This is a genomic window from Halorubrum sp. CBA1125 (assembly GCF_009742825.1).
Taxonomy (GTDB): Archaea; Halobacteriota; Halobacteria; order Halobacteriales; family Haloferacaceae; genus Halorubrum.
In genome coordinates, this window is record NZ_WPCE01000006.1 from 1 (window position 1) to 20484 (window position 20484).

At 56.9% G+C, this 20484-nt stretch carries 28 protein-coding genes; 11 read left to right on the forward strand and 17 right to left on the reverse strand.

Translation table 11 applies throughout. From position 1 onward, the window contains the following. On the forward strand, window positions 1-1013 hold a 1013-nt coding region (locus tag GJ633_RS16890; RefSeq protein WP_197431174.1), incomplete at its 5' end, for a YncE family protein. Window positions 1014-1126: 113 nt separating this feature from the next. Beyond that, entirely contained in the window at window positions 1127-1510 is a 384-nt protein-coding gene (locus tag GJ633_RS01530; protein ID WP_156586580.1) for a SaoD/DsrE family protein, read from the forward strand. 104 nt (window positions 1511-1614) lie between these two features. Here the strand turns inward: GJ633_RS01530 and GJ633_RS01535 are convergent, their stop codons facing one another. Next, window positions 1615-2412 carry a hypothetical protein gene (locus tag GJ633_RS01535; protein WP_156586582.1) on the reverse strand — a complete coding sequence of 266 codons (798 nt, stop codon included), beginning with the start codon at window positions 2410-2412 and terminating at the stop codon, window positions 1615-1617. Window positions 2413-2574: 162 nt separating this feature from the next. On the opposite strand from GJ633_RS01535, the gene GJ633_RS01540 reads away from it, so the two are divergent. Then, window positions 2575-3288, forward strand: coding sequence for a YqjF family protein (locus GJ633_RS01540; RefSeq protein ID WP_156586584.1), 714 nt, complete (start codon window positions 2575-2577; stop codon window positions 3286-3288). After that, window positions 3278-3709, forward strand: a complete 432-nt coding sequence (locus tag GJ633_RS01545) for a thiol-disulfide oxidoreductase DCC family protein (RefSeq protein ID WP_156586586.1) — start codon at window positions 3278-3280, stop codon at window positions 3707-3709. Before GJ633_RS01540 ends, GJ633_RS01545 begins: the two co-directional genes overlap by 11 nt. Here the strand turns inward: GJ633_RS01545 and GJ633_RS01550 are convergent. The 4 genes from GJ633_RS01550 to GJ633_RS01560 all read right to left on the reverse strand — a co-directional run bounded on the left by GJ633_RS01550 (window position 3706) and on the right by GJ633_RS01560 (window position 5228). Further along, complete coding sequence (locus GJ633_RS01550) at window positions 3706-4137, reverse strand: hypothetical protein (RefSeq protein WP_156586588.1); 432 nt, start codon at window positions 4135-4137, stop codon at window positions 3706-3708. The genes GJ633_RS01545 and GJ633_RS01550 overlap by 4 nt on opposite strands. 62 nt (window positions 4138-4199) lie before the next feature. Next, window positions 4200-4337, reverse strand: a complete 138-nt coding sequence (locus GJ633_RS16895; protein ID WP_197431184.1) for a hypothetical protein — start codon at window positions 4335-4337, stop codon at window positions 4200-4202. A 250-nt stretch (window positions 4338-4587) separates the two neighbouring features. Then, a complete protein-coding gene (locus GJ633_RS01555) occupies window positions 4588-4794 on the reverse strand; it encodes a helix-turn-helix transcriptional regulator (protein WP_156586590.1) in 207 nt (68 codons plus the stop codon). 5 nt (window positions 4795-4799) lie between these two features. After that, complete coding sequence (locus tag GJ633_RS01560) at window positions 4800-5228, reverse strand: DUF2178 domain-containing protein (protein ID WP_156586592.1); 429 nt, start codon at window positions 5226-5228, stop codon at window positions 4800-4802. Window positions 5229-5336: 108 nt separating this feature from the next. Here GJ633_RS01560 and GJ633_RS01565 point away from each other — a divergent pair, with 108 nt between their 5' ends. Both GJ633_RS01565 and GJ633_RS01570 read left to right on the forward strand, forming a co-directional pair. Beyond that, entirely contained in the window at window positions 5337-5972 is a 636-nt protein-coding gene (locus tag GJ633_RS01565; protein WP_156586594.1) for an IS6 family transposase, read from the forward strand. Window positions 5973-6028: 56 nt separating this feature from the next. After that, a complete protein-coding gene (locus GJ633_RS01570; protein ID WP_156586596.1) occupies window positions 6029-6868 on the forward strand; it encodes an ABC transporter permease in 840 nt (279 codons plus the stop codon). Here GJ633_RS01570 and GJ633_RS01575 read toward each other — a convergent pair. Next, window positions 6813-7013, reverse strand: coding sequence for a 7-cyano-7-deazaguanine synthase (locus GJ633_RS01575; protein WP_321168853.1), 201 nt, complete (start codon window positions 7011-7013; stop codon window positions 6813-6815). The two genes, GJ633_RS01570 and GJ633_RS01575, sit on opposite strands and share 56 nt — an antisense overlap. Before the next feature lie 270 nt (window positions 7014-7283). On the opposite strand from GJ633_RS01575, the gene GJ633_RS18055 reads away from it, so the two are divergent. Next, the gene (locus tag GJ633_RS18055; RefSeq protein WP_321168858.1) at window positions 7284-9263 is read left to right on the forward strand and encodes a UvrD-helicase domain-containing protein; all 1980 of its coding nucleotides are present in this window, start codon (window positions 7284-7286) and stop codon (window positions 9261-9263) included. A gap of 14 nt (window positions 9264-9277) precedes the next feature. Continuing rightward, on the forward strand, window positions 9278-10480 hold the full coding sequence (locus GJ633_RS18060; protein WP_156586600.1) for a 3'-5' exonuclease: 1203 nt from the start codon (window positions 9278-9280) through the stop codon (window positions 10478-10480). A gap of 127 nt (window positions 10481-10607) precedes the next feature. On the opposite strand, the gene GJ633_RS01590 is transcribed toward GJ633_RS18060, so the two are convergent. From GJ633_RS01590 to GJ633_RS01600, 3 genes are all read right to left on the reverse strand, one after another. After that, complete coding sequence (locus GJ633_RS01590) at window positions 10608-11447, reverse strand: hypothetical protein (protein WP_321168854.1); 840 nt, start codon at window positions 11445-11447, stop codon at window positions 10608-10610. Between the two features lie 54 nt (window positions 11448-11501). Next, window positions 11502-11954 (reverse strand): helix-turn-helix domain-containing protein, encoded by a 453-nt coding sequence (locus GJ633_RS01595; RefSeq protein WP_156586602.1) that lies wholly within the window; start codon window positions 11952-11954, stop codon window positions 11502-11504. Window positions 11955-12046: 92 nt separating this feature from the next. Next, window positions 12047-12856 carry a hypothetical protein gene (locus GJ633_RS01600; protein WP_156586604.1) on the reverse strand — a complete coding sequence of 270 codons (810 nt, stop codon included), beginning with the start codon at window positions 12854-12856 and terminating at the stop codon, window positions 12047-12049. 359 nt (window positions 12857-13215) lie between these two features. Between GJ633_RS01600 and GJ633_RS01605 the strand changes: the two genes are divergently transcribed. Further along, on the forward strand, window positions 13216-14130 hold the full coding sequence (locus GJ633_RS01605) for a hypothetical protein (protein ID WP_197431176.1): 915 nt from the start codon (window positions 13216-13218) through the stop codon (window positions 14128-14130). Between the two features lie 87 nt (window positions 14131-14217). Further along, window positions 14218-14622 carry a hypothetical protein gene (locus GJ633_RS01610; RefSeq protein WP_156586608.1) on the forward strand — a complete coding sequence of 135 codons (405 nt, stop codon included), beginning with the start codon at window positions 14218-14220 and terminating at the stop codon, window positions 14620-14622. A 73-nt stretch (window positions 14623-14695) separates the two neighbouring features. Here the strand turns inward: GJ633_RS01610 and GJ633_RS01615 are convergent, their stop codons facing one another. The 4 genes from GJ633_RS01615 to GJ633_RS01630 all read right to left on the reverse strand — a co-directional run bounded on the left by GJ633_RS01615 (window position 14696) and on the right by GJ633_RS01630 (window position 17133). Continuing rightward, a complete protein-coding gene (locus tag GJ633_RS01615; RefSeq protein ID WP_156586610.1) occupies window positions 14696-15409 on the reverse strand; it encodes a hypothetical protein in 714 nt (237 codons plus the stop codon). 2 nt (window positions 15410-15411) lie between these two features. Beyond that, window positions 15412-16116, reverse strand: coding sequence for a DUF6159 family protein (locus GJ633_RS01620; protein WP_321168855.1), 705 nt, complete (start codon window positions 16114-16116; stop codon window positions 15412-15414). Between the two features lie 137 nt (window positions 16117-16253). Further along, window positions 16254-16640, reverse strand: coding sequence for a hypothetical protein (locus GJ633_RS01625; RefSeq protein WP_156586612.1), 387 nt, complete (start codon window positions 16638-16640; stop codon window positions 16254-16256). Window positions 16641-16731: 91 nt separating this feature from the next. Further along, on the reverse strand, window positions 16732-17133 hold the full coding sequence (locus GJ633_RS01630; protein ID WP_321168856.1) for a hypothetical protein: 402 nt from the start codon (window positions 17131-17133) through the stop codon (window positions 16732-16734). Between the two features lie 231 nt (window positions 17134-17364). On the opposite strand from GJ633_RS01630, the gene GJ633_RS01635 reads away from it, so the two are divergent. Beyond that, a complete protein-coding gene (locus tag GJ633_RS01635; RefSeq protein WP_156586616.1) occupies window positions 17365-18477 on the forward strand; it encodes a peptidase in 1113 nt (370 codons plus the stop codon). Window positions 18478-18813: 336 nt separating this feature from the next. Here the strand turns inward: GJ633_RS01635 and GJ633_RS01640 are convergent, their stop codons facing one another. From GJ633_RS01640 to GJ633_RS01655, 4 genes are all read right to left on the reverse strand, one after another. Then, complete coding sequence (locus GJ633_RS01640; protein ID WP_156586618.1) at window positions 18814-19239, reverse strand: DUF5518 domain-containing protein; 426 nt, start codon at window positions 19237-19239, stop codon at window positions 18814-18816. A gap of 112 nt (window positions 19240-19351) precedes the next feature. Beyond that, window positions 19352-19534 carry a hypothetical protein gene (locus GJ633_RS01645; protein WP_092817141.1) on the reverse strand — a complete coding sequence of 61 codons (183 nt, stop codon included), beginning with the start codon at window positions 19532-19534 and terminating at the stop codon, window positions 19352-19354. A 70-nt stretch (window positions 19535-19604) separates the two neighbouring features. Then, entirely contained in the window at window positions 19605-19808 is a 204-nt protein-coding gene (locus tag GJ633_RS01650) for a hypothetical protein (RefSeq protein ID WP_156586620.1), read from the reverse strand. 82 nt (window positions 19809-19890) lie between these two features. Continuing rightward, window positions 19891-20451: a hypothetical protein gene (locus GJ633_RS01655; RefSeq protein ID WP_231741187.1), complete on the reverse strand. Its 561-nt coding sequence runs from the start codon at window positions 20449-20451 to the stop codon at window positions 19891-19893. Window positions 20452-20484: the final 33 nt, after the last annotated feature.

Below are 20484 nucleotides of genomic sequence, written 5' to 3' on the forward strand. Positions count from 1 at the left end.
GCCGCGACGCGGTCGCCGCCGTCGCCTGCGAGGGGGCGGACGCGCTCGCACTCTTCGCGCTCGACACCGGCGAGCCGCTCGGCGAGATCCCCGTCGGTAGCCACCCGGTCCACGCGACGACAGTTCGCGGACAGACGTTCGTCGCCACGATGGGCGACCGGGCCGTCAGCGTGGTCGGCCCCGATGGAACCGTCTCGCGGATCGAAACGGGAGTGCTCGGTCCGTCTCACTTCGCGATGGCGGACGGGAAACTGTTCGTCTCCTGTTCGGCCGGAGACGTACTGGCCGTTATCGAACCGGACGAACGGACGCTCGTCGACAGGATCGGCGTCGGGGCGGAGCCTCACGAGATGGCGGTCTCGGCGAACGGACGCTGGCTGTACGCCGGGAGTCGGCGCGACGGCGTCGTCGACGTGATCGAGGTCGAGACGCGTGAACGCGTCGCTGCCGTCGACATCGGTGCGGGAGCCAGGGTGCAAGGAGTCGCACTCTCCCCGGAAGCGGAGCGCGGGTACGCGGTCGACCAGCGTGGCGAACGGGTCGTGGCCTTCAAGACGGACGAATCGACCGGCACCGTGACCGTTCCGAACCCCGGATCCGCGGTCGACCCCGACGCCACGCCGATCGTCGGTACCGCGGAGGTCGGCGCAGATCCGTACGACCTCGTCGTGGCCGATGGTCGCGTGTTCGTCCCGGGTCGAGAGGACGGGACCGTCAGCGAGTTCGATCTCGACCTGACGCTCCGGACAGTCCACGACGGGTTCGTCCGGCCGGTCGACCTGTGCCGTCTCGACGAGCGCTGGTGGGTACTCGACGCGGGCGACGCTCGTATTCGGTCGCTCGACGGCGAGGTGATATCGACGACCGCGCCGGGACTCTCGGCGACGACCGCCGGTGACCGGCTCGTGGTCTCTCACTACGACGACGACGCGGTCTCGGTCGTCAGCGTCACCGCCGGGACGGTCTGGACGGCCGACTCGCCGGCGCACCCGTTCGGATCCGTGGTCGTTTGAGCGGTGCGGGGTCGCGGTCGTTCGAACGGTACGGAGCACGGCGGGTCGTCATCGACGTCGGGGATTCCTGCCGAAGCCCGAGCGACGATAATCTCCGTGGTCGTGGTCCGCCCATGAAAGTCGCCTACGTCTTCGCGACGGCGGGTCAGACCATCGATTACGTGCTCGGGGACATGATCCTCCCGCAGCTAGAGGCCGGTACGCACGGCGTCGACGTGGTCGGGATGTTCTTCTTCCACGACAACACGTTTGCCCTCCGCGAGGACGACCCGCTCGGTCGGCGGCTCGCGAGCGTCGCGAGCGAACAGGGGATCCTCCTCATGCTGTGCGACCAGTGTGCGAGTCGACGTGGACTCGCGGAGTTCGACCGAACCGACGAGCACGGCCGCGATCACTACGAGCCGACGAATACGGTCGAAGGAGTCACTGTCGGTTGTTTCCCGGACCTCTATGACGCGCTCGGAGAGGTGGGTGTCGATCACGTCATTACGCTGTGACCACCGCTTCTCGGATCTCTCCGGCTGTCCAGCAGCCGATTCGACGGATCACACGAACGGATCCGCGAAACGGAACCGCGCTACGTGGGGAGTCCGCCGCGCGGTTAGAGCCGGTCCATGCTCTCGGCCGAGGCCGTCGCCGAATCGGTGGAGTCGACGGTTACGGGCCCGCTTTCGCCGTCCCCCCCGTCGTCACGAACCCGGAGGTACGCCTCCGCGGTCACGCCGTAGAGGAACACGAACAGCACGCTCCCGAGGGTGTTGGTGACGAGCTCCGCGACGAGCGGCTCGTTGGCGATGTCGAACACGCTCCCGACCACGCCGAGGACGAGCCCGAAGACCGCGGCCACGACGACGATCAGGGCGAGCCGGAGCCGGTTCCCCCGCGAGAGCGCCCAGCTCCGCTTGAGCGCCCCGACGACGCCCCGGTCTTCGACGCCGACGGCGAACATGAAAAAGATGAAACAGGTGCTGAGGAACACGCCGGGGAAAAAGAACAGGGCGGTCCCGATCGTGACCGCGATCCCGACGACGATCCCGCCGACCAGGGTCGTGAGCGTCGATCGACCGATCCGCCGCGTGTACAGTTCAGAGGGGAACGTCGCGAGCTCCCGCCGCGGGCGCGTGAGCGCCCGGGAGACCGCGACGACGTACGCGGAAGCGAGCACGACGCCCGCGGCGAGGAGACCGCCCGCAACCCTCCCCGAGACGGGGAGCGTCACGCCGAGGTACGCTTCTAGTTCACCGGCCGGTCCGGGCGGGAAGAAGCCGACGACGGCCGTGTTGATCGACGCCTGGATCAGCAACTGGATCGCAACGAGCGCCGCTATCAACACGCCGCCGGTTCGGGTGAGTACCCGTCCGATGCCGTCGCGTACCGTCTGACCGAGGTGGAGGGCCATGTGCGACCGTTCGACGGAGTGGCTATAACGGTCCCGGTGACTCACAGCCGCGTTTGAGTGTCTCTGCGGGATCAATTGCGGGGTGTGTGAACCGTTCTGTGACCTCGTTACCGCGGAGTGGCAAGTGAGAGGCTTTTTCGCCGGTGTGCGTGAATATCCTGTATGGTCGTCCCGCTGGAGATGGGCTGGCGACAGCTGCTGTTCGAGAGTTGGCCGGTCGACCCGGAGGTGATGGACGCCCATCTCCCCGAGTCGCTCAGCGCGGACCGTCACGACGGGAACGCGTGGCTCTCCGTGATTCCGTTCACGAACGTCGCTGTCCGGCCGAAAGGACTCCCCCGACCGCTGGGCGTGCGGCTCCCAGAGATCAACGTCCGGACGTACGTCACTCGTGACGGCGTCCCGAGCGTCTACTTCTTCAGCCTTGACGCGCAGGGGCTCGCCGGCGTCACGGGCGCCCGCCTGTTCCACCATCTCCCGTACTATTACGCCCGTATCTCGTTGGCGGTGGCCGACGGGTGCGTTCGGTTCGAGAGCTGCCGATGCCATCCCGGGGCCCGTCCCGGGCGATATGAGGCCACCTACTGGCCGACCGGCGAGCCGTTCGACGCGCTTGCAGACCCGCTGGCGGAGTTCCTCGTCGAGCGCTATCGCTTCTACACCGAAGCGCCCGACGGTTCCGTCCGCTACACCGACGTCGATCACGACACGTGGACTCTCTATCCGGCCGACGCGACCGTTGAAACCGACACGCTGGTACGGGCCGACGGCTTCGCTCGCCCGGACGCGGACCCGGTGTACTACTACAGCCCCGGGTTGGACGTCGTCGCGTCTCGGAGCCAACGACTACGGAAGGAAGCCCAGGATGACCGCTGAAACAGACAGCGAAACGGATTCCGCGCCGGAAGGGCCAGTCGTACTGTTCGACGGCGTCTGCAATCTCTGTAACGGCCTCGTTGCGTTTCTGATCCCCCGCGATCCGGAGGGCCGACTCCAGTTCGCCCCGCTCCAGTCGGAGGCGGGCCACGAACTCCTGACCAGACACGACCTTCCAACGGAGGACTTCGACTCGTTCGTGGTCCTCGAAGGCGACCGACTGTATACGAAGTCAGACGCCGCGATCCGAGTTGCGGAACTGCTCGGCTGGCCCTACCGGGTGGCACGCATCGGTCGCCTCCTCCCGACCCGTCTCCGCGATTACCTGTACGACGTCGTCGCCAACAACCGCTACGACTGGTTCGGGCGCAAGGATCGGTGTATGATTCCCGACGAAGACGTCAGCGACCGGTTTCTCTAACTCAAAGCGACCGCGAGGTGGAACAGTCCGAGGAGTGCGAACCCGGCTGCGACCAGCCGATCGCCCGTCCGCGACCCCATATGACGCTGGGTTGCCGCACGGAGGAACCACCACCCGGCGATCCACGCGAGCAGGTACGGCGCGAACCACGCCGCAAGCCAGCGCGACGCGAGTAAATCGACGATCCCAATCGAGACGAGGGTATAGCTGACGGCGTGATTCATGATCTGGGCAATACCGCGGAGATCCGACCGCTTCGTCTGGTATGTGACGACGCGCAGCTCGAGCGGACGTAACGGGTCCCCGTCGACCGGGATGGCGCCGTCGAAGTCCAGCAGCCACGGCATAGCGAAGTGAACGAGACCCAGTACGACGGTGAACGCTCCACAGACGAGGAAGCCAGCCGTGAGAACGAAATCAGAAACCATCGGTAAACCGGATGTTTGTCGGGAGAGGTATTGGTGCTGATGGTTCAGTTACCGTTCAGAGATCACTTCTCCGCGTGTTTCAGTATCTGTGGAGTGACGATCACTTCGAGGGCAGCAATCCCGAGTGCGACCCAGCGGATCGTACCCTCAAGGAGGACGAAGGCGATGATAGCGATAACCGCGGCACTAACGAGGCTCATCCCATAACGGATGGCTGGACTGTCAAAGATGGAGGGCATCTGTATGGTCCGATCAGGAGCACAATATTATTCTTTTATGTCTCTCATCATAACGACAGGAATCAGCTTCCGATCAGAGATCGACATCCTCACTCGTCTGAAACAGTTGGTCGCTGAAAGATGCGTATACAACGATTCTCGACCGAGCCGCAAGAATACCCTCCGAATTAGAGATCTGGATGTGCGGTTTGTCAACACAGTTACCTGAATCTCACGCCGATCCACCGTCTTCGGGCTGGAAGATGTCCTCGATGTGGCACTCGAAGTGGGCTGCGAGCTTGAAGGCTAACTCCAGCGATGGGTCGTAGCGCTCGCGCTCGATAGCGTTGATCGTCTGTCGGGTGACGCCGACTGCCTCGGCCAACTCACTCTGGCTGAGTCCTGCCGCCTCGCGTCGTCGTGGAAGGTTATTCTCCATTATTGTTATCGTCGCTTGACGATCCCGTAGGCGACACCCCACAACAAAAAGAGTCCCGAAGCGAGGAATATCGCGCCAGTCACTTCCGGCGGCGCTTCGATGCGTCCTGCAGCTTCAAGCACGTAGATCACCGGGATGATTGAAAGTCCGCCCACGAACAGGACACCCAGCGTCAACCCGCTAGCACGGTTGTAGAGATCCGTATCGCGCTCGTCTTGGAGCGGTACGTCGGTCAGCTTCGGAGCGAGAAATGATATTCCGCCGCCAAGCCACACACCAACACAGTAGATACTCGTTCCGATGAGTTCCCGCCCTGTGGCCATCCCGGCGAGTAATCCAATGATCGCTACCGTCACGATGGCGTACACGCTCCGGTAGTACAGACGGCGGGCGCGTCCTGGATCGTCCGTTTCGGGTACTACGGTGTCAAACATACTTTACAGTAAAGCCTGCTTTACAGACGATATAAAACTTTGCCTGGGAGATGGGGCGGTGTTCAGATAAGGATTGAAAGGTGAGGCGGTGCGTTCTCAAAGTGATCTATGCCCGAAAACGACCGCCTCTGCGGCTGTTTAGACGAGATCAACTTAGAGTTTGTGGAGCGAGAAGCAACACCGCGACTGTTGATGAAGCTCAGGATTCAGCTTCATTTGTCTGGAGTATCGCTTTCGAATACTGTCTCGTTTCTTGAGGTATTCGGTGTTGATCGGGTTCGATCCACTGTTCATAACTGGGTTCACAAGGCCAATTTACAGCCGGAATTTGGTCGGATCCCGAATCACGTTGCGGTCGATGAAACGGTGATTCAGCTTGACGATGAACAATATTGGCTGTACGCCGCCGTCGATCCTGACTCGAACAATTTTCCCCACACAAAGCTTGAACCGACAAGAACGAACGTGATCGCAGATCAGTTTGTCGCGGAACTCCGCGACACACACGATGTGGATGACGCGATCTGTCTCGTTGATGGTGCGGTTCCACTTCACCGAGCCTGTGAAAAACATGGCCTCGATCTCAGAAACGAACGACATGGAAATCGGAACAGCGTCGAACGTATCTTTCGTGAGGTAAAACGCAGAACTATCTGTTTCTCAAACTGTTTCAGCAACGCCGAAGCAGAAACTGCCAACGAGTGGTTGAGATCGTTCGCTTTCGCATGGAATCAGCTTATCTGAACACGACCTCTCCAACTCTCAAGATTTATTGACAGCCCTGGTCAATTATCCAACAAATGTCCCTCCACGCGGTCGTTTGGAAAGACTTCAACGACTCAATCCGTTCAGGATCATTCCTCGCCACCACGCTGTTATTCGTCCTCGTCTCCGGGTTTTGGGCGGCGATCCAGCACGTCCCTCAGATGTATTCCAATAGCGATGTCCCGACCAGTACCCTAGCACTGCTCAATAGTATGGGCCAGCCAATGGCCTTCTTTGTCCCGCTGCTGGGATTGGGACTCTCCTACGGGGCCATCGCTGGAGAGCGCGACAGCGGGAGCATCATGTTCCTGCTCAGCCTGCCGAACTCCCGCTGGGATGTCGTTCTCGGAAAGTTCATCGGTCGGTGCGCCGTATTGACTTTCGCAATCCTCAGCGGCTATTCGGCCGTTGGCGTCTTCGCACTGGCAACCTACGAATCATTCGCCGCCATCAAGTTCCTCCTCTACACCGTACTGACAATCTTCTATGGTGCAGTCTACGTCGCAATCGGCATCGGGTTCTCGTCGGTGATGAAGTCTCAACATACGGCGTTTATCGGTGCAGCGGGCCTCTACGCCCTGTTTCAGTTGGGATGGGATGTCGTAACAGCAATTCTACAGACAATCACCGTCGGCTACATTCCCCCAGAATCCGGTGCCCCTCCCTGGCTGATCGTCGTCCACGCTCTCAACCCAACAGCAGCAGTCGGCTACGCAACACGGGCGATAATCCCCACGTTTGACGAACTAATGTCATACCCAGTATCAGCCACGTTCCACCCCCCGAAATGGACCGGGTTCGCCATACTCACGGCTTGGCTCATTCTATCACTCGGATTCGGCTATCTTCGATTCCAATCAGCAGACATACTGTGAACAGCCTGCCGGCCACCATCCTACTGATACGTGATCGTGTCGCGTGACTCTTCCGGAACACACACGCGTCACACGTTCCGTAGGCCGGGTCGTCATCGCGGTAGCACGACTGTGTCAGGTCGTACGGCACATCGAGCTGCTGCACGACGAACCAACATCACAGCACGTTCAACGAACTAGAGAAGCTAGGACTTCGGGAGAGCATCTATTGCCCCCCACGCTACCCACTCGTTATGGCTCTCAGCAAAGGGACCAACAGGGCCTCAATCCTCGTTTGTGAGCAGCGTTGCACCAGCGGGCGTGAGGACCGTTCATCGGTGTACGGATGAACCAAACCCTAGATGAATGGTGCGGCATCTACTGTCAGATGAGGATAAGTTTTATTGAGCCAACGACTTGGAATTGTATCTTGATCGTGATCGGCCCGGATACTCCAAACGTACCGGATATCTCCGTTGAAGACCCAGACTGGAAGACATTCGAAGACATTGAATCATATATTTCCCGTGAATCAACTGGGATCCTCCAACGGTTACTCCCAAGTACTGTCTGGGAATACTTTTTTGCCCCAACCGACGCCGATCCATCGATACTTCGACGAACTCGGGAAACAGTCGTAACGCAACACCAGAACGTTCGACATATTTGTGATGCTGCGATAACACGACTTGATATTGATGCTGCGTCCTCTGCTGAAGTCTCTTCAGGCCACCTATACGAATTCTTCCCAGCAAATACTCCAGAACAATACCCGTTCTCCTCACCCAATTCTATCAATTATGACGATCGAGCAGAGTACCTGTCTGCTGTCCGCTCAGCGATCACTACCGAACGTGAACTCGTTACCATAATCAACCACTTATTAAGTCACCCTGCGGCCGCGTTTCTCCAACGCAGTGAAAAACAGGTTCTCGCTACTGCACGCACTGCCTTCGAACATTCCATTGAACAAAGCCGAGATATCGTTGAGCACACCGAGTGGTTTGACGACCAATTCGAAACGCTACAGGACCAGTGGACGCGCCTCCTTGATACTGCTACTCCATTCATCGAATACGAGCAGTACCTTACTGACCCGACGCGGGAGGAACTTACAGACCACATCAACGAACTACGAACCCGGATACGTCATATCGCTGGTGAGATGGACTCCGACCTGCTTCGGGAATCAGATCTAACCCAGTTTGAACACCTCCGCGACCGCCTTGATTCCGTTGAATCTCAATTAGAAGGATACAACCCTGAGTTCGTCGCCCGGCAGCGAAAAGCCTGCAAACCACTGTTCACTGATATCGGCCCAGAGAAGCTCGATTTAACAGCCGAACAGGAACGCGCTGTGATCCGCAACGGGATCTACAACCAAGTAATCGCTGCTGCCGGCACCGGGAAAACCCTCACCCTCACGACACGCGTTGCGTATCTAATCAGCGAACAAGACGTTGACCCGGATGACATCCTCGTTGTCACCTACACGAACGAGGCAACCGACGAAATGCGAGAACGACTCAGAAACCAGTTCGGAATCACCGACGTCTCCGTGCAGACCATCCAATCATTCGGGTACGGGTTGATTCAAGAAACACAGGATGAGTTCGTCGAATCTATCGATCCGAACGAACAACGGAATTTTATCGATCAGCAGATTCGGGACGCCCGGAACGATGCGTCGTCCGCATTTCTGAATCACTACTACGAATTCCTCGTCCATTTTGATGACGTGTATTATGATGAATCCGATTTCGAAACGCGGAAAGCGTACGTTGAGGCACGATTGGAACAAACGTACGTGACGCTGAAAGGTACTGAAGTGAAATCACGAGCGGAGAAGCTAGTCGCCGACTTCCTGTTCACACACCAAGTCGAATATCAATACGAAGCCCGTGCATCGTGGGCTGAGTCTGCAGCCGACAAAGCCGGGTATACACCCGATTTCTACCTCCCAAACCACGACCTCTACATTGAGCACTGGGGGATCGACGAGTCAGGCTCGGTTGCACCGTGGTTCTCACAGCGTTCTGGGGAGTACCGTGAAAAAATTCGCTGGGGACGCGAACAGTTCACCGATACCGACCATACACTCGTCGGAACCTACGAGTTCGAACACGAAGCCAACCGCCTCAAACAAGCGCTTCGCCATCGACTCACACATCACGGGGTCAAACTTGACCGCTTAGAGTTCGAAGAACTCGTCGATACTGCGTTCGAATACGATCAGCGTGAAGGATGGATCAAAAGCCGGTTTGTCAATTTCATCGAGAACGCCAAGCGATTCGACGTTAAGCCAGCCGACATCACCGCGCAGCTCTCAGAAGAGAACCCACGCCAGTACCACTTCGGGCACTGCGGCGTCCACCTGTTACAACAGTACGTTCTGTACCTCACACGAACGGTCTGATCGATTTTCAGGACATGGTACACGACGCGGTGGACACTATCCAACAGCACCCAGAACTGTACAAAGATCGATATGAACACTTACTTGTTGATGAGTTTCAGGATATCGGGAAAGGAAAACTCGAACTCATTCAAGGGCTCACTGGTAAAAACGCAGCGCAATTATTCGCCGTCGGCGACGACTGGCAAAGTATCTACTCGTTCCAGGGCGCGGTTATCGACTACTTCACCGACTTTCGCACTTACTTCGGCGATCCAGTCCGAACGGAATTAACTGCGAACTTCCGATCACCACCCACCCCCATCGAAGCAGGGAACGACCTTATCGAGAACAACTCAAACCAGCTCGACAAGACCGTTCAACCAACGCTTGACCGCGATCACACACCACGCGTTCACGTGTTACGCGGGTACCAATTCTACGATTACGTCCGACGTGTTCGACGTTACGCTGTGAACCTAGTCAGTGAATACATCGCTTCAGGCGCTGATCCAAGCGACATCATGGTGTTGTGCCGGTACGATGATGCCGTACCGTACCTCAGCGAAATCAAAGACGGACTTCAATCACAACACATCCCGTATACCGGGAAATCTGACCAGTACCGAGGTCCTAACGGCTCCAACGACGACGGCGTCTCCGTGTACTCACTGTACCAAGCCAAAGGCCGTGAAGCAAAACACGTCATCCTTGTTCACGCTGCTGAAGGCCCGTACGGGTTCCCATCTGATCGTCGGGAGAGGGAGTTACTCGCCCCTGTCAAACCATTAGAGATCGGTGGCCTTGAAGAAGAACGCCGTGCGTTCTACGTCGCCATCACTCGAACCAAACATACACTCGGCTTCCTCACGCGGGCCGAGAAGCAATCCCAATTCCTCGACGAGATCGACGAGTACACCGACACGATCGACGCTGGGCAGGTTGAACCACTCGACGATGTCGGTGAACGAATGACTGTTATCGCCGAAGTGGACCAGTTACTGGACCCGTGGACGAAGCAACATCAACGCGGTATCCTCGCCGACCGGTACGGCGGATCCGCACGGTTTGTTTCTTGGTCTAACACCGACCCTCCAACACTCGAAGCAGACGAGTGGTACCGACTAACGAACCTCAAGGTCGGTGAGTTCAACGACGAGAAAGAACTGACTTGGACCGCCGATAGTACAGCACAGCAACTGTCCACCGCCCCGTCAATTACGGAAAATTCGAGGTGAAAGCCTCGCACTTCAGCACGAGGAGGATGTCAATGATACGAGTTCGATCCCGACAGAGCCAGTCGTGATCGCAGCGATCGTTATCGATGCGATTCAAGGAAATTGAATCTCCGGCCCAAGCCTCAGTTTACGACACGATCCCTTGGACGTAGATGTGCGCGTAGGCGCTTGCCCACACGATTGAGAGTAGTTCACCGACACTCGCTGAGATCACGCTCAAAACGGGGTTCAACGAGGCCAAACTCTCCCCCATCTCGGGAAGATATGTTGGCAGATAGAGGCTAAGTGCACTTCCGGTAGCGATCATCCCGATAAGCACAAACTTTCCCCGGTAGTTTGTCGTAATGTGCCAGCTAACCCGTAGTGATTTGAGCGGGCCGTATTGGCCGATGACGCACGCCTCGGGCGCGAACCAGAACTTGAACAAGAGGAACAGAAACGGCACGGCAAAGGCGATTCCACCGACCGCCGCAGCGACGGGAAACCCCACCATATTCACGGGATTCCCTGGAATCGCGCCGGCCAGAACCAGGAGTGGAAGAAACACGAGGAACGGGATCGTCATCAGGGAAAACACGATGAGAAGGATAACGCCGACTAACGATGGTGTCCGAGCGAGGCTTCGACGGAGTCCCTTACGTATCGTGACAGACTCTCCTGTCAATTCGCTGACGACAATCGTTCCCACGTAGGCGCGAATCGAGATAATAAACACGAACGCTGTCAGGACTTCGGCTACGCCGATTGCGGGCATCGGAAGCACGGTAATAATGTCTGTTTCGAGAAGCCGGTTGGCCAAGATGATCACACCCGCAAAAGCCAGGATTGACGGATAGGATCGAAACAGGCGAACTGACCAGACGAGCGCGTCAAGGACGGTACGATTGGTGGTGGTTGTCTCGATGTTGCGGCATTCGAGACAGCCACAGCCATCGACATCGTCTCGGGCCTTGATCGTCGGTGCCACGTCACACGTAGTTGTGTTGTCGCCGGTAGAAGTGCTTCGAATCGGTGTGTTCGCTCATTCGGCAGTAACGAATTGAGAGATGGATTCGCCGGCAGCAAGCAGAATCGATGGCGGGCCGAGCAGCGAGGCGAAGGACTTGAACGCGCGTTTGAGACTCGGCCGGTCGTCCTCGGTGCCGAGAAAGAGCAGCGTCGGATCTTCAGAGACGACGTACACGCTCATCTCCCGGCCCTTCTCCGAATAGCAGGTGTCCGTGACTTCGATCACGCCAGCCGATTCGAGATTCTCCAAGTGGTAATGGACGTTCTGCACGCTCTGGTCGAGCTGATCAGCGATCCGCGACGGGGTCGCCGGCGTCTCGTTGAGCAGCTGGAAGATCTCGTAGGCGGTCTCGGAAGACAATGCCTCGATCACGTCTCGCGTCGTGTCGTCGTCGAGACTCAGGACGGCTGGGGTATCGCTTCGTTCGACGGTTGCGTCAGTTTGTGTCGGGAGGATCCGTGACATAGGGTTTGGCTAGTTTCTGTGGGTGGCGATCGCAGGGATCTGATCTGGTCGGTGGCTGTTCGAAGCTAGCGTACGTAATTGTTGGTGGATGGTCATACTGAGTCCAGAGTATCAGTTGAGGCAGCGATTAATCGCATATAGTAGGCCGTGTACACCGTGTAGAAGTACGCGAAGCCGACCGCGGAAAGAGCGATCCCGATCGGGAGCAGGACAGCGATCGGAATCCCGAGCTCGATCGGTAATACGTCAGCTGGGCCAGCGTCTGTCATCGTCAACTGGAGCAGGTATTCCGGAATGAAGAAGACGTTTAGTAGGACGAGCCACGCCACGGAGAATCCAGCGACGCTTTTCAGGTTCGAGCGAACGAGTCCAACGCTTCTCCGGAACGCATCAGTAACACTCGCGTTTTCGATGACGATCGCCGTGTCGTAAAACTGCACGAACATAATGACAACGAGGATCGACACGAGCCAAATAAGCAGAGAGATGACGCCTGCTGCGAACGCAGCCATCTCGTGAATCGCGGTGAGCGCTATCGATCCGATACCGAGGATGAACCCGATGAGCCCAAATCCGATCGCGGTTCCAAACACGAGTAGCACGAACACCACAGTTGCAAGGAGAAGCCGAAGGTAATGAGTCCGGGCTACAGTGAAAAAGTGAGCCAGCGACGCGTCTGTGCCGTCGATCGCAGCTCGGGCAGTGCCGATGAACCCGCCGAGAACGAACGGGAAGACGATCAGCCAGGCGAGCGACACGCCAGCCGAGAGGAGTGGTGATTCAATCAGGTGATCGACGTATTGCAGCTGGCCGCCGGCCCCGACGAGCAGGCCGGCGGCGAACAGGATCGGATTCGCGCGGAGGGCGGTGAATCCATCTTTGAATGCGGAGACGGTGACCATCGTGTCTACGGGTTACCGCTGTCATATATTAGGTCGAACGTAGTATCAAAACCATATTTAACCATTTGAGGCCTTCTATCGCCTGTTTCGCGGACACGACGCAAAGCACAGTTTCGATTTGAGCTATCGGGGTCTTGAAGCATCCCGCCCAGCGATAACTGGCTACTCGTGATACTACGTCAGTATCGTCTATTGTTCGACCAGTTCTGTGGGGCAGAACCGTTTCGAACCTTCTCGGTGATCGGTGGACGGGGCAAATGAGTGCTCAATATACTCGACGGACATTGTTGACGACACTCGGGGCAGCGGGCGTCACGAGTGTCGCTGGCTGTCTCTCGTCAGGTGATAGTCGCTTTCGATTGAGTGCGTATCCGACAGAGGATCCGTACGAGTCGTTCCTACTGACAGATCCAGCGGGACACCGGGCCCAGTTCGCTATCGATTACCCTGACGAGTACAAGTGTGCCGTCTACGACGAACTGCTTGCGAGCGGCTCGGTTACCGTGCTGAACTACCAGTTGGCCTACGAGTACGAGTTCGGCTCCGAGCAACGGGAACGCCCCCAGTTCGCTACGGACGGCGATAGTTACTACCGGACCCACGTCGAGACGGTTCGCACTGTCGAACGAGACTGGTGGGAATTCTATCTCGACTTGCAGGGTTCGGAACTGCCTGACGGTGCTGATCCGGCGACAGTACCGATCACGTCACTGTCGGATCGTGACCAGCAGATACTCCAGCAGGCGATGGAAGCCGCCGCCGCGGATCGAGATCCGGCGATCGATGTCGGTGATCAGGAGCCCGGTTCACGCGGCGTCACGTATCACCACTACCTCGATACCGAAGCAAGCGATCTCGTCCCGTCGCCGCCGTTCGAGTATCTGCAACACAACGACTATCTGTTTCAGGCACGAGCCGAGCAGAATGCCATCCCCGTGACCGAACGGACGTTCACGGCCGAGCAGATCGGGAGATCACAATCTGAATACGAGCGACACGTACGCGATACCGTTCTCGAAGTCGACTTTTCCACGGTCTCGCTCCCAAGCGAGGCGACGGACGTACTCGACACGGCAACGGACGGACGCCCAGTCTCGGGATTTTATGAAGAGTCGCCACCAATGTCGGACGGACTCGACACAGTCCTCACGCAGCTCAACGCCGCCGACCACGTCCAGGAACACAGCGAGTATACAGAATATACGACGTTTCCGAATATGTACGCGGTCTACGACGGGAGTTGGTACGAATTCGAGTTAGCTGTCTATCCCTGAGCGAAATCACCAGCTGATAGCTTTTGATCTGGTTGCGGTCTGTATAACTAGGTGATTGATTAAGTGCCTCGATCAAAATTGTGAATTATGCCAAACACAAGCCCTTCTATACTTTTTGAAAAGAAAGGTGAGGGACGCCCACCAGTAGATGTCCTCGGTCTTGTAGCCGGATTAGCGGTGTTCTCAGCCCTTTCGTTCCTGTTTGCGGCACTATCTCAGCTATCGGGGCCAGTTGTTGAAACGGGGGTCAGTCCCCAAACTGTCGCTGCTTTCCAATGGAGTGTGGTAGGCATTGTACTTGGTATACTGACGGGTTTTGTCTATCAACAAAGGCCTATTGGCTGGTACGGAACACTCGTAGCGGCGATAGCTAGTGCGATTCAGGCTGTGAGAATAGATATTCCATTTGGGGTATTGATCATCTACCTATCAGTCCCAACGGTCGTGATCACTCTCCTGTTGGTACGCCGAGACACATTCTTTGGTCGGTAGGTTCGCACTCTTCAGCGACCAGCTGTTTCGGATGAAATATACCTGATGGATAAGATTTCAACAGCAATCGGATTTAGCTTCGATCGCCAAGTGCCGCTGTCAGCGCCCGGATTTGCCCCCATCCGTTGGATCGAAGCGCTGCAGGCAAGCGGTGACGCGCTCCATCAAGGGCCGTCCTCAAAGCCGGCGAGGCGTTCTCAAAGATTCCCTGGCCGTGTCCGACGAGGATTCGTTGTGGAGACAGCTCCTCGAACACGGCTCGGGGTGGTGTAAACCGGCATAGAAGGTACATTCCGAGCCGCTCCTCACCCACGGTGAACAGCGGCGCAGTCCCGAGTACGTCGGGGACGTAGAGCGTTTCATCGGATCCACGATACGCAACTGCTTCGGACCAACCCGGAAATGGGTGGCAACGACGGAGTTCGAATCCGGACGTACCGACGGTACTCGTTTCCAGTTCGATCACAGTATCGAGTTGAGATGTCGCCCGAGAGAGCCACGGGGGACAGTACACTGGTACGTCGTGACGCGCCGCGAACACGTCCGCGTCACGGACGTGGTAGTTCGAACAGACGATCACACCGTGTACGTCGCCAAGCGTCGAAAGCTCTTCATCAATTCGTGGCGCGTCGATCGGATCGATGAGCCACACGCCACCGTTCTCTCCAACAACGGCGTGACTCGTCCGGCGACCGGTTTCGTTCGGATGTGCGAGCCACCCGATCCCGCCGTCCCATCGATCGACTACCTCGTACTCCGAAGGGGGACGCCGGTCGTAGATCGGCATCGTCAGCTCTCGGGGAAGACCGTGTCCGGATCCCGATCCTCGAACGGGCCGACCCCTTCACCCGTCGTCGCGTATCGATACAGCGCGGTCCGGACGATTGCAGATGCCGTCTGCGAGCCGACGATGGCAGTGACGATGATCACGCCACCACCGACGAGCGCCCCCGTAGCGACTATGCCATCAAGCACGAAGTATCCAACTGCACCCAGTGCGACACCGGGCAGCGCAACGAGTAGGAAGACGAAACTCACGCCGAGCGTAGCGGAGACGCTTTCACCCCACGTGTCTCGAAAGAGCGACCCACTTCGCCGTAGCTGGCGGCGCAGACTCCGTCGCTGATCGAGGACGATGACCGGCACGATGAAGAATGTCAGGAGCGCCCACGCGAGATTGAAGACAGCTCGTGTCAGGCTTCCGACGACGCCGAACTTCTCATCGAGGATGTACAAGACCGTCCCGAGCGTCGCGGCGACGACGGCCCACACAGCGATCTGACGGCGGGCACGCCACGCTGCGGCGAGTCCATCTCGAACGGATGTCGAGTTACCATCGAACAGCTGGGCCGCACAGTGCACCACGGCGGCGTTGAAAAACGTCGCTACGCTCGACGAGATCGCAATCGCACAGAACAACGCCCCGTACTGGTAGAGATCGTTGGTGACAAGCGACTCGACGAGTCCCTGCTGGAAGGCGATCGCTGCGAGCACAGCGAAGGCGCTCCCGACGGCGAGAAGGCTCAACACCGGCAGGAGTATCAGACTCGGTTCTCTGGTGAACACGCGCAGGCTGTCACGGGTAATGTCGAAGCCGCGTCGGTATTTAGAGGCCATACTGAATCACCAATTTAGGGCGGCGTTGCAACGACGAAGCCGATTTCGTCCGTGGAGACACCGACCGATAATGCGTTCTCTGGATCGGTTTCTTCCCATCGATACGTGTTCTCCAATCCGGTTTCCGTGCGAATCGTCACGTCAAGTGGTTCATTAGACACGAGACCAGTGTATCCGTGATCGCCGTTTGCCGAAATGGCTGCTGTGTCGTCGACGAGAACCTTGCTATCTTCTACAGTGCGGATGACCGTCGTGATGTCCAGTTCGCGCTTCGTTTGATTGTTCACGATCAGATGCGGCGCGTTCTTCTGTGTCGTATGTGCCACGGCACCGCCGATTGCGCTGAGAGCAACACACCCTGTGAGCAGGCCAATCGTCTTTCGTCGCGTGATGGAGGGCATCTGTAGCAGGATTCAACAATAGAATATATAAAAACTTGGAAGAGTCAAAACGGGCTTGAACGAGAACGAGAAGCGAAATAGATAGTGCCAGTTATGCCTGTGCGAAGTCGCTCAACGACTCGCCAACGATAAAGCCGATCGCGTCATCGACCTCTTCCATACCGAACGCGATGGCGAGCATCTCCTCTGACGTGTCATCAATCGAGATTGACTCTGATGCAGTGGATTCTCCCTGAACTTCGGAATCACCATCCAATTCGACACTGGCTTCATAGGTGCCAGGATCAGTCCACACGTCTTCGTAGGCCGTCACGCCGTCTTCGTCGTTGTTCTCGTCAGTATCGTCGTCATCCGATTCTGGTGGTAAATCGAACGATTCTGAGAGAACAGTCTCATCTCCCGGACCGATGATGGTCACAGTACCGGTAAGGACATCCTCAGTTTCGTTGAAGAGATTGACATCGCCTAACGCGAGATCGGCAAGGCTGTCCACGATCGTCGTACAGCCAGCAGTGCTGCCGAAAAGTCCAACGCCACACGCGGCGAGGAATCGGCGTCTATTGGGGCTGTTCGAACACGAGCTAAGTGTCTGATAGAGGGTCATATGTAGCATCAAAGTGCAGGCAATGTCAATATCTCGAACGTTCAAAATCTGTTTTGAGAAACGGCTATCGTTTCCCATCAATCGCAGTGATTTTAGTGCGTGTTTCAGGAAGACACCAGTATGGCTGCCCTCCAAGCCACGCTGCCCTCGATTAGTGCCGCGATCGCCGCATTTGTTGGACTTGCGCTCATCGGTGGCCTCATCGGGCTCGTCGGTACCGTCGTGGTTCGCCGGCTTCGAAACCCCGTCGGAAAGTACCGGTTGCTGTATGGAGCCGTGCTATTCCCGTACGCATTACTCTCCTACGGCGTGTTCGCTCTCACTGGATCCGGGGCCGCGTTCCTCACGGCGCTCCCCGCTATTCCGGAACTGCTGGACGGAGTGCTCTCGCAATTCGTCACGTTCCTCGCGGCCGGCTGCATCTGGCTCGTTTCGTATCTCCCGACGGTACGTGGTGTCCGCGAAGTACGTGATCTAGAACTTGCCACTAGCACCGCGATCAGCAAGATGGCACGGTACATCGTTGGACTTAGCGTCCTTCTCACGGTCATACTCACACCGTTGCAAGTGTTCTCGCTTGAATCCTCACTACTTGCCCCAGCACTCACACTCATCGTTCTCATACTTGGTTTGCTGTACGCGTCCCCATGGGTAATCCCGCTACTTCGTTCGACGGCGACACCAACTGGAGAACGTGCCGACAGACTGGAACAACTCCGTTCACGGGCCGGTCTCAGCGTTCGAGACGCCCGAATCCTCGATACTGAAAACGAAGAAACGGCGAGTACAATCGTTCGCGGGCCACCAAACTACCGACGCCTCTTCGTCACAAGTACATTTCTCGATGTATTCGACGATGAGACAGCCACTGCGCTGCTTGCAATCGAGGCAGGGAAACTTCGGACCCATGTTTTCGAGATCAGGCTTGGTACTGTCCTCGTTGCGAGTATCGCACTCATCGCGTCCGTCATCGGTATCGGACCACAGTGGCCGTTACTCGGACTCTCACTTGGAGTGGTTCTTATCGGGTTTTGGCTTGCCCGTCGACGAATCCGTGCAACTGACGAGTACGCTGCCGAACAGGCCGGGCGGACAACCGTCGCTGATGCGCTCACCGAATATGCCGACGTGCACGCCTTAGAACCAACACGAAGGCGAGTCCCGAATCCGCTCTCTATCAAGGTGGCGCTCGGGGATCGAATCGATCGGCTTCGCACAGCCCGCGATCGATAACTGATGTGCTATGTAGAACACATAATCCAGAAAACAGGGTTCTAAGTATGCCTTCCAAGCGTGACCTACTCAAAATGGATACACCATATGATGGATCAAACTGGTCCGAGTTTCAGTGGGACCGGATCTTAGCCTTCATTGGTGGAGTCGTTATGACTGTACTCTACCTCTTGACGGATCCATTCCAGCATTCTCCAGATTGGACTGCGGCGGCGCTCGGATCAGTCCCCGTTGGATTCCTCTTTTATAGTTTCAGTTCGCAGTCTTGGCAAACCTGTGCGAAAATCGCCGCCGGTACTGCAATCGGAATAAGTCTTGGAACGTATTTTTGAGATCTTACTTGATCTCGGGATTGGTTTTCTTAGCGACCCATCCGCCGAAGAAACCGCCGAATACGCCGATTAGTGTCGCCAACATCCCCGTGGCAAGAATAAGAAAACACAGAAGCACGACCGCGAATATCTGCCCACCTTCGGAAGCCGACGTGATAAACCAGCCTCGTAGAAAGTCAGACGACCATGCAAAGGCGGGAACTGTTCCGAGGATACCGGCACCCATCCCCGCTCTTTTGAAATGCCCCGATCCGTTCGCGGCGAGAAAACCGGCGAAACCACTGCCGACAATTACTCCTGAGAGGTGATAATACGATTCTGCCCCGATGAACAGATTATGTACTGTCACCACCAGAATACCGACCACGCCGCCGAAGAGCGCATACACATACGTTGGCAGATCCTGGTCGAACAACCAATCTAGATCCATACTGACTAATTCAAAAAAGGAGCATATATTCGCTCCGCTGGCTCAAACTGATCTCGAAGCTATCCATTCAAATCTGGGAGTAGATAGTAGCTTCAATTCTTGCTAACTATGTCTACGATGTAATCGCGTCTGTGTAGCCTTCAAAAAAGAATTTCAGTATCCACAGTAATGCAATGACGACACCAACGAACACGATAAGTGCCTGCGCGATGCCTTCAACAGCCTGAGCCGCAGAAAGCGTTATCCCAAGAACGATGAGGATGCCAACTGAATCCTGGAGAGACCAGCCGTTCATAATTTCCGATACTGCTGTTTCCGTAATCGGTCTTTTGTTACTGAAGGTGGTTCCGAGGCAGCCGAGACTATTATTGAGATACACCCCACAGATACAACCCGACACTCGCAAAGACGACGGTTGTCAGCCAGACTGCTTCGAGTTCAGACGCGAATGATGCAACGAGATGGACGGTAAAGAGATACCCAACAACCCCACCAATAGCACTCGCAAGGACAACAATCGAAACCGCGTGATTCACCGGAATCACCGTCTCATCCGAGTCCTGACTCATGGCTTCGATGTCTCTTCAACAGGTAAAATATCTTGACACCGTTCTGGATGCGTTATTCCACTATCAGGGCACTGTGTGCCAATTAATCGAGAGCGAACGCAAGTGAGATGAGCGCGCCGTTGATACCCAGAAACCCAGTAATGAGAAGGCCCAGCGGCGGATCGTCGCTTGATGACGTAACGAGGAGCGCGAACGATCCGATTCCAACAGCACCGAGACACACCGTCAACACGAGATCGGACCACACGTTCCAGGTGTCTTCAAGTGCCGGCTCGACTCGACTCAGCCACCACTCTGTTTCCTGTTTTTCGTCCGTATTCGGTTCCGCGCGTCCGGCCAGCCGTAGCACAGCTGTCTGCCCGCCAGCCGCGAAGAGGGCGACGATCGTGACAATCCCGATCGTCAGTAGAACCGGCAGTGAAACGAGCCCCGTCTGCGCAAACAGAAATATCAGCACGAACCCCACCCCCGAGAGTCCGGCAACGAACCCCCGAAGAATGGCCCGGATCTTCATCCTAGTCGGGAGATAGCGCCGACTAACGAGGTTAATCTGGCGGTCGATAGGGAACGGTGAGATAGTAGCTGACACCACCACTTCTAACTCGATCTCCCGTGAGTGGTTCGATATGCCCTCCACGAGCATCGAGCAAGGAGATTCAGGTCTCAGCTGGGAGAC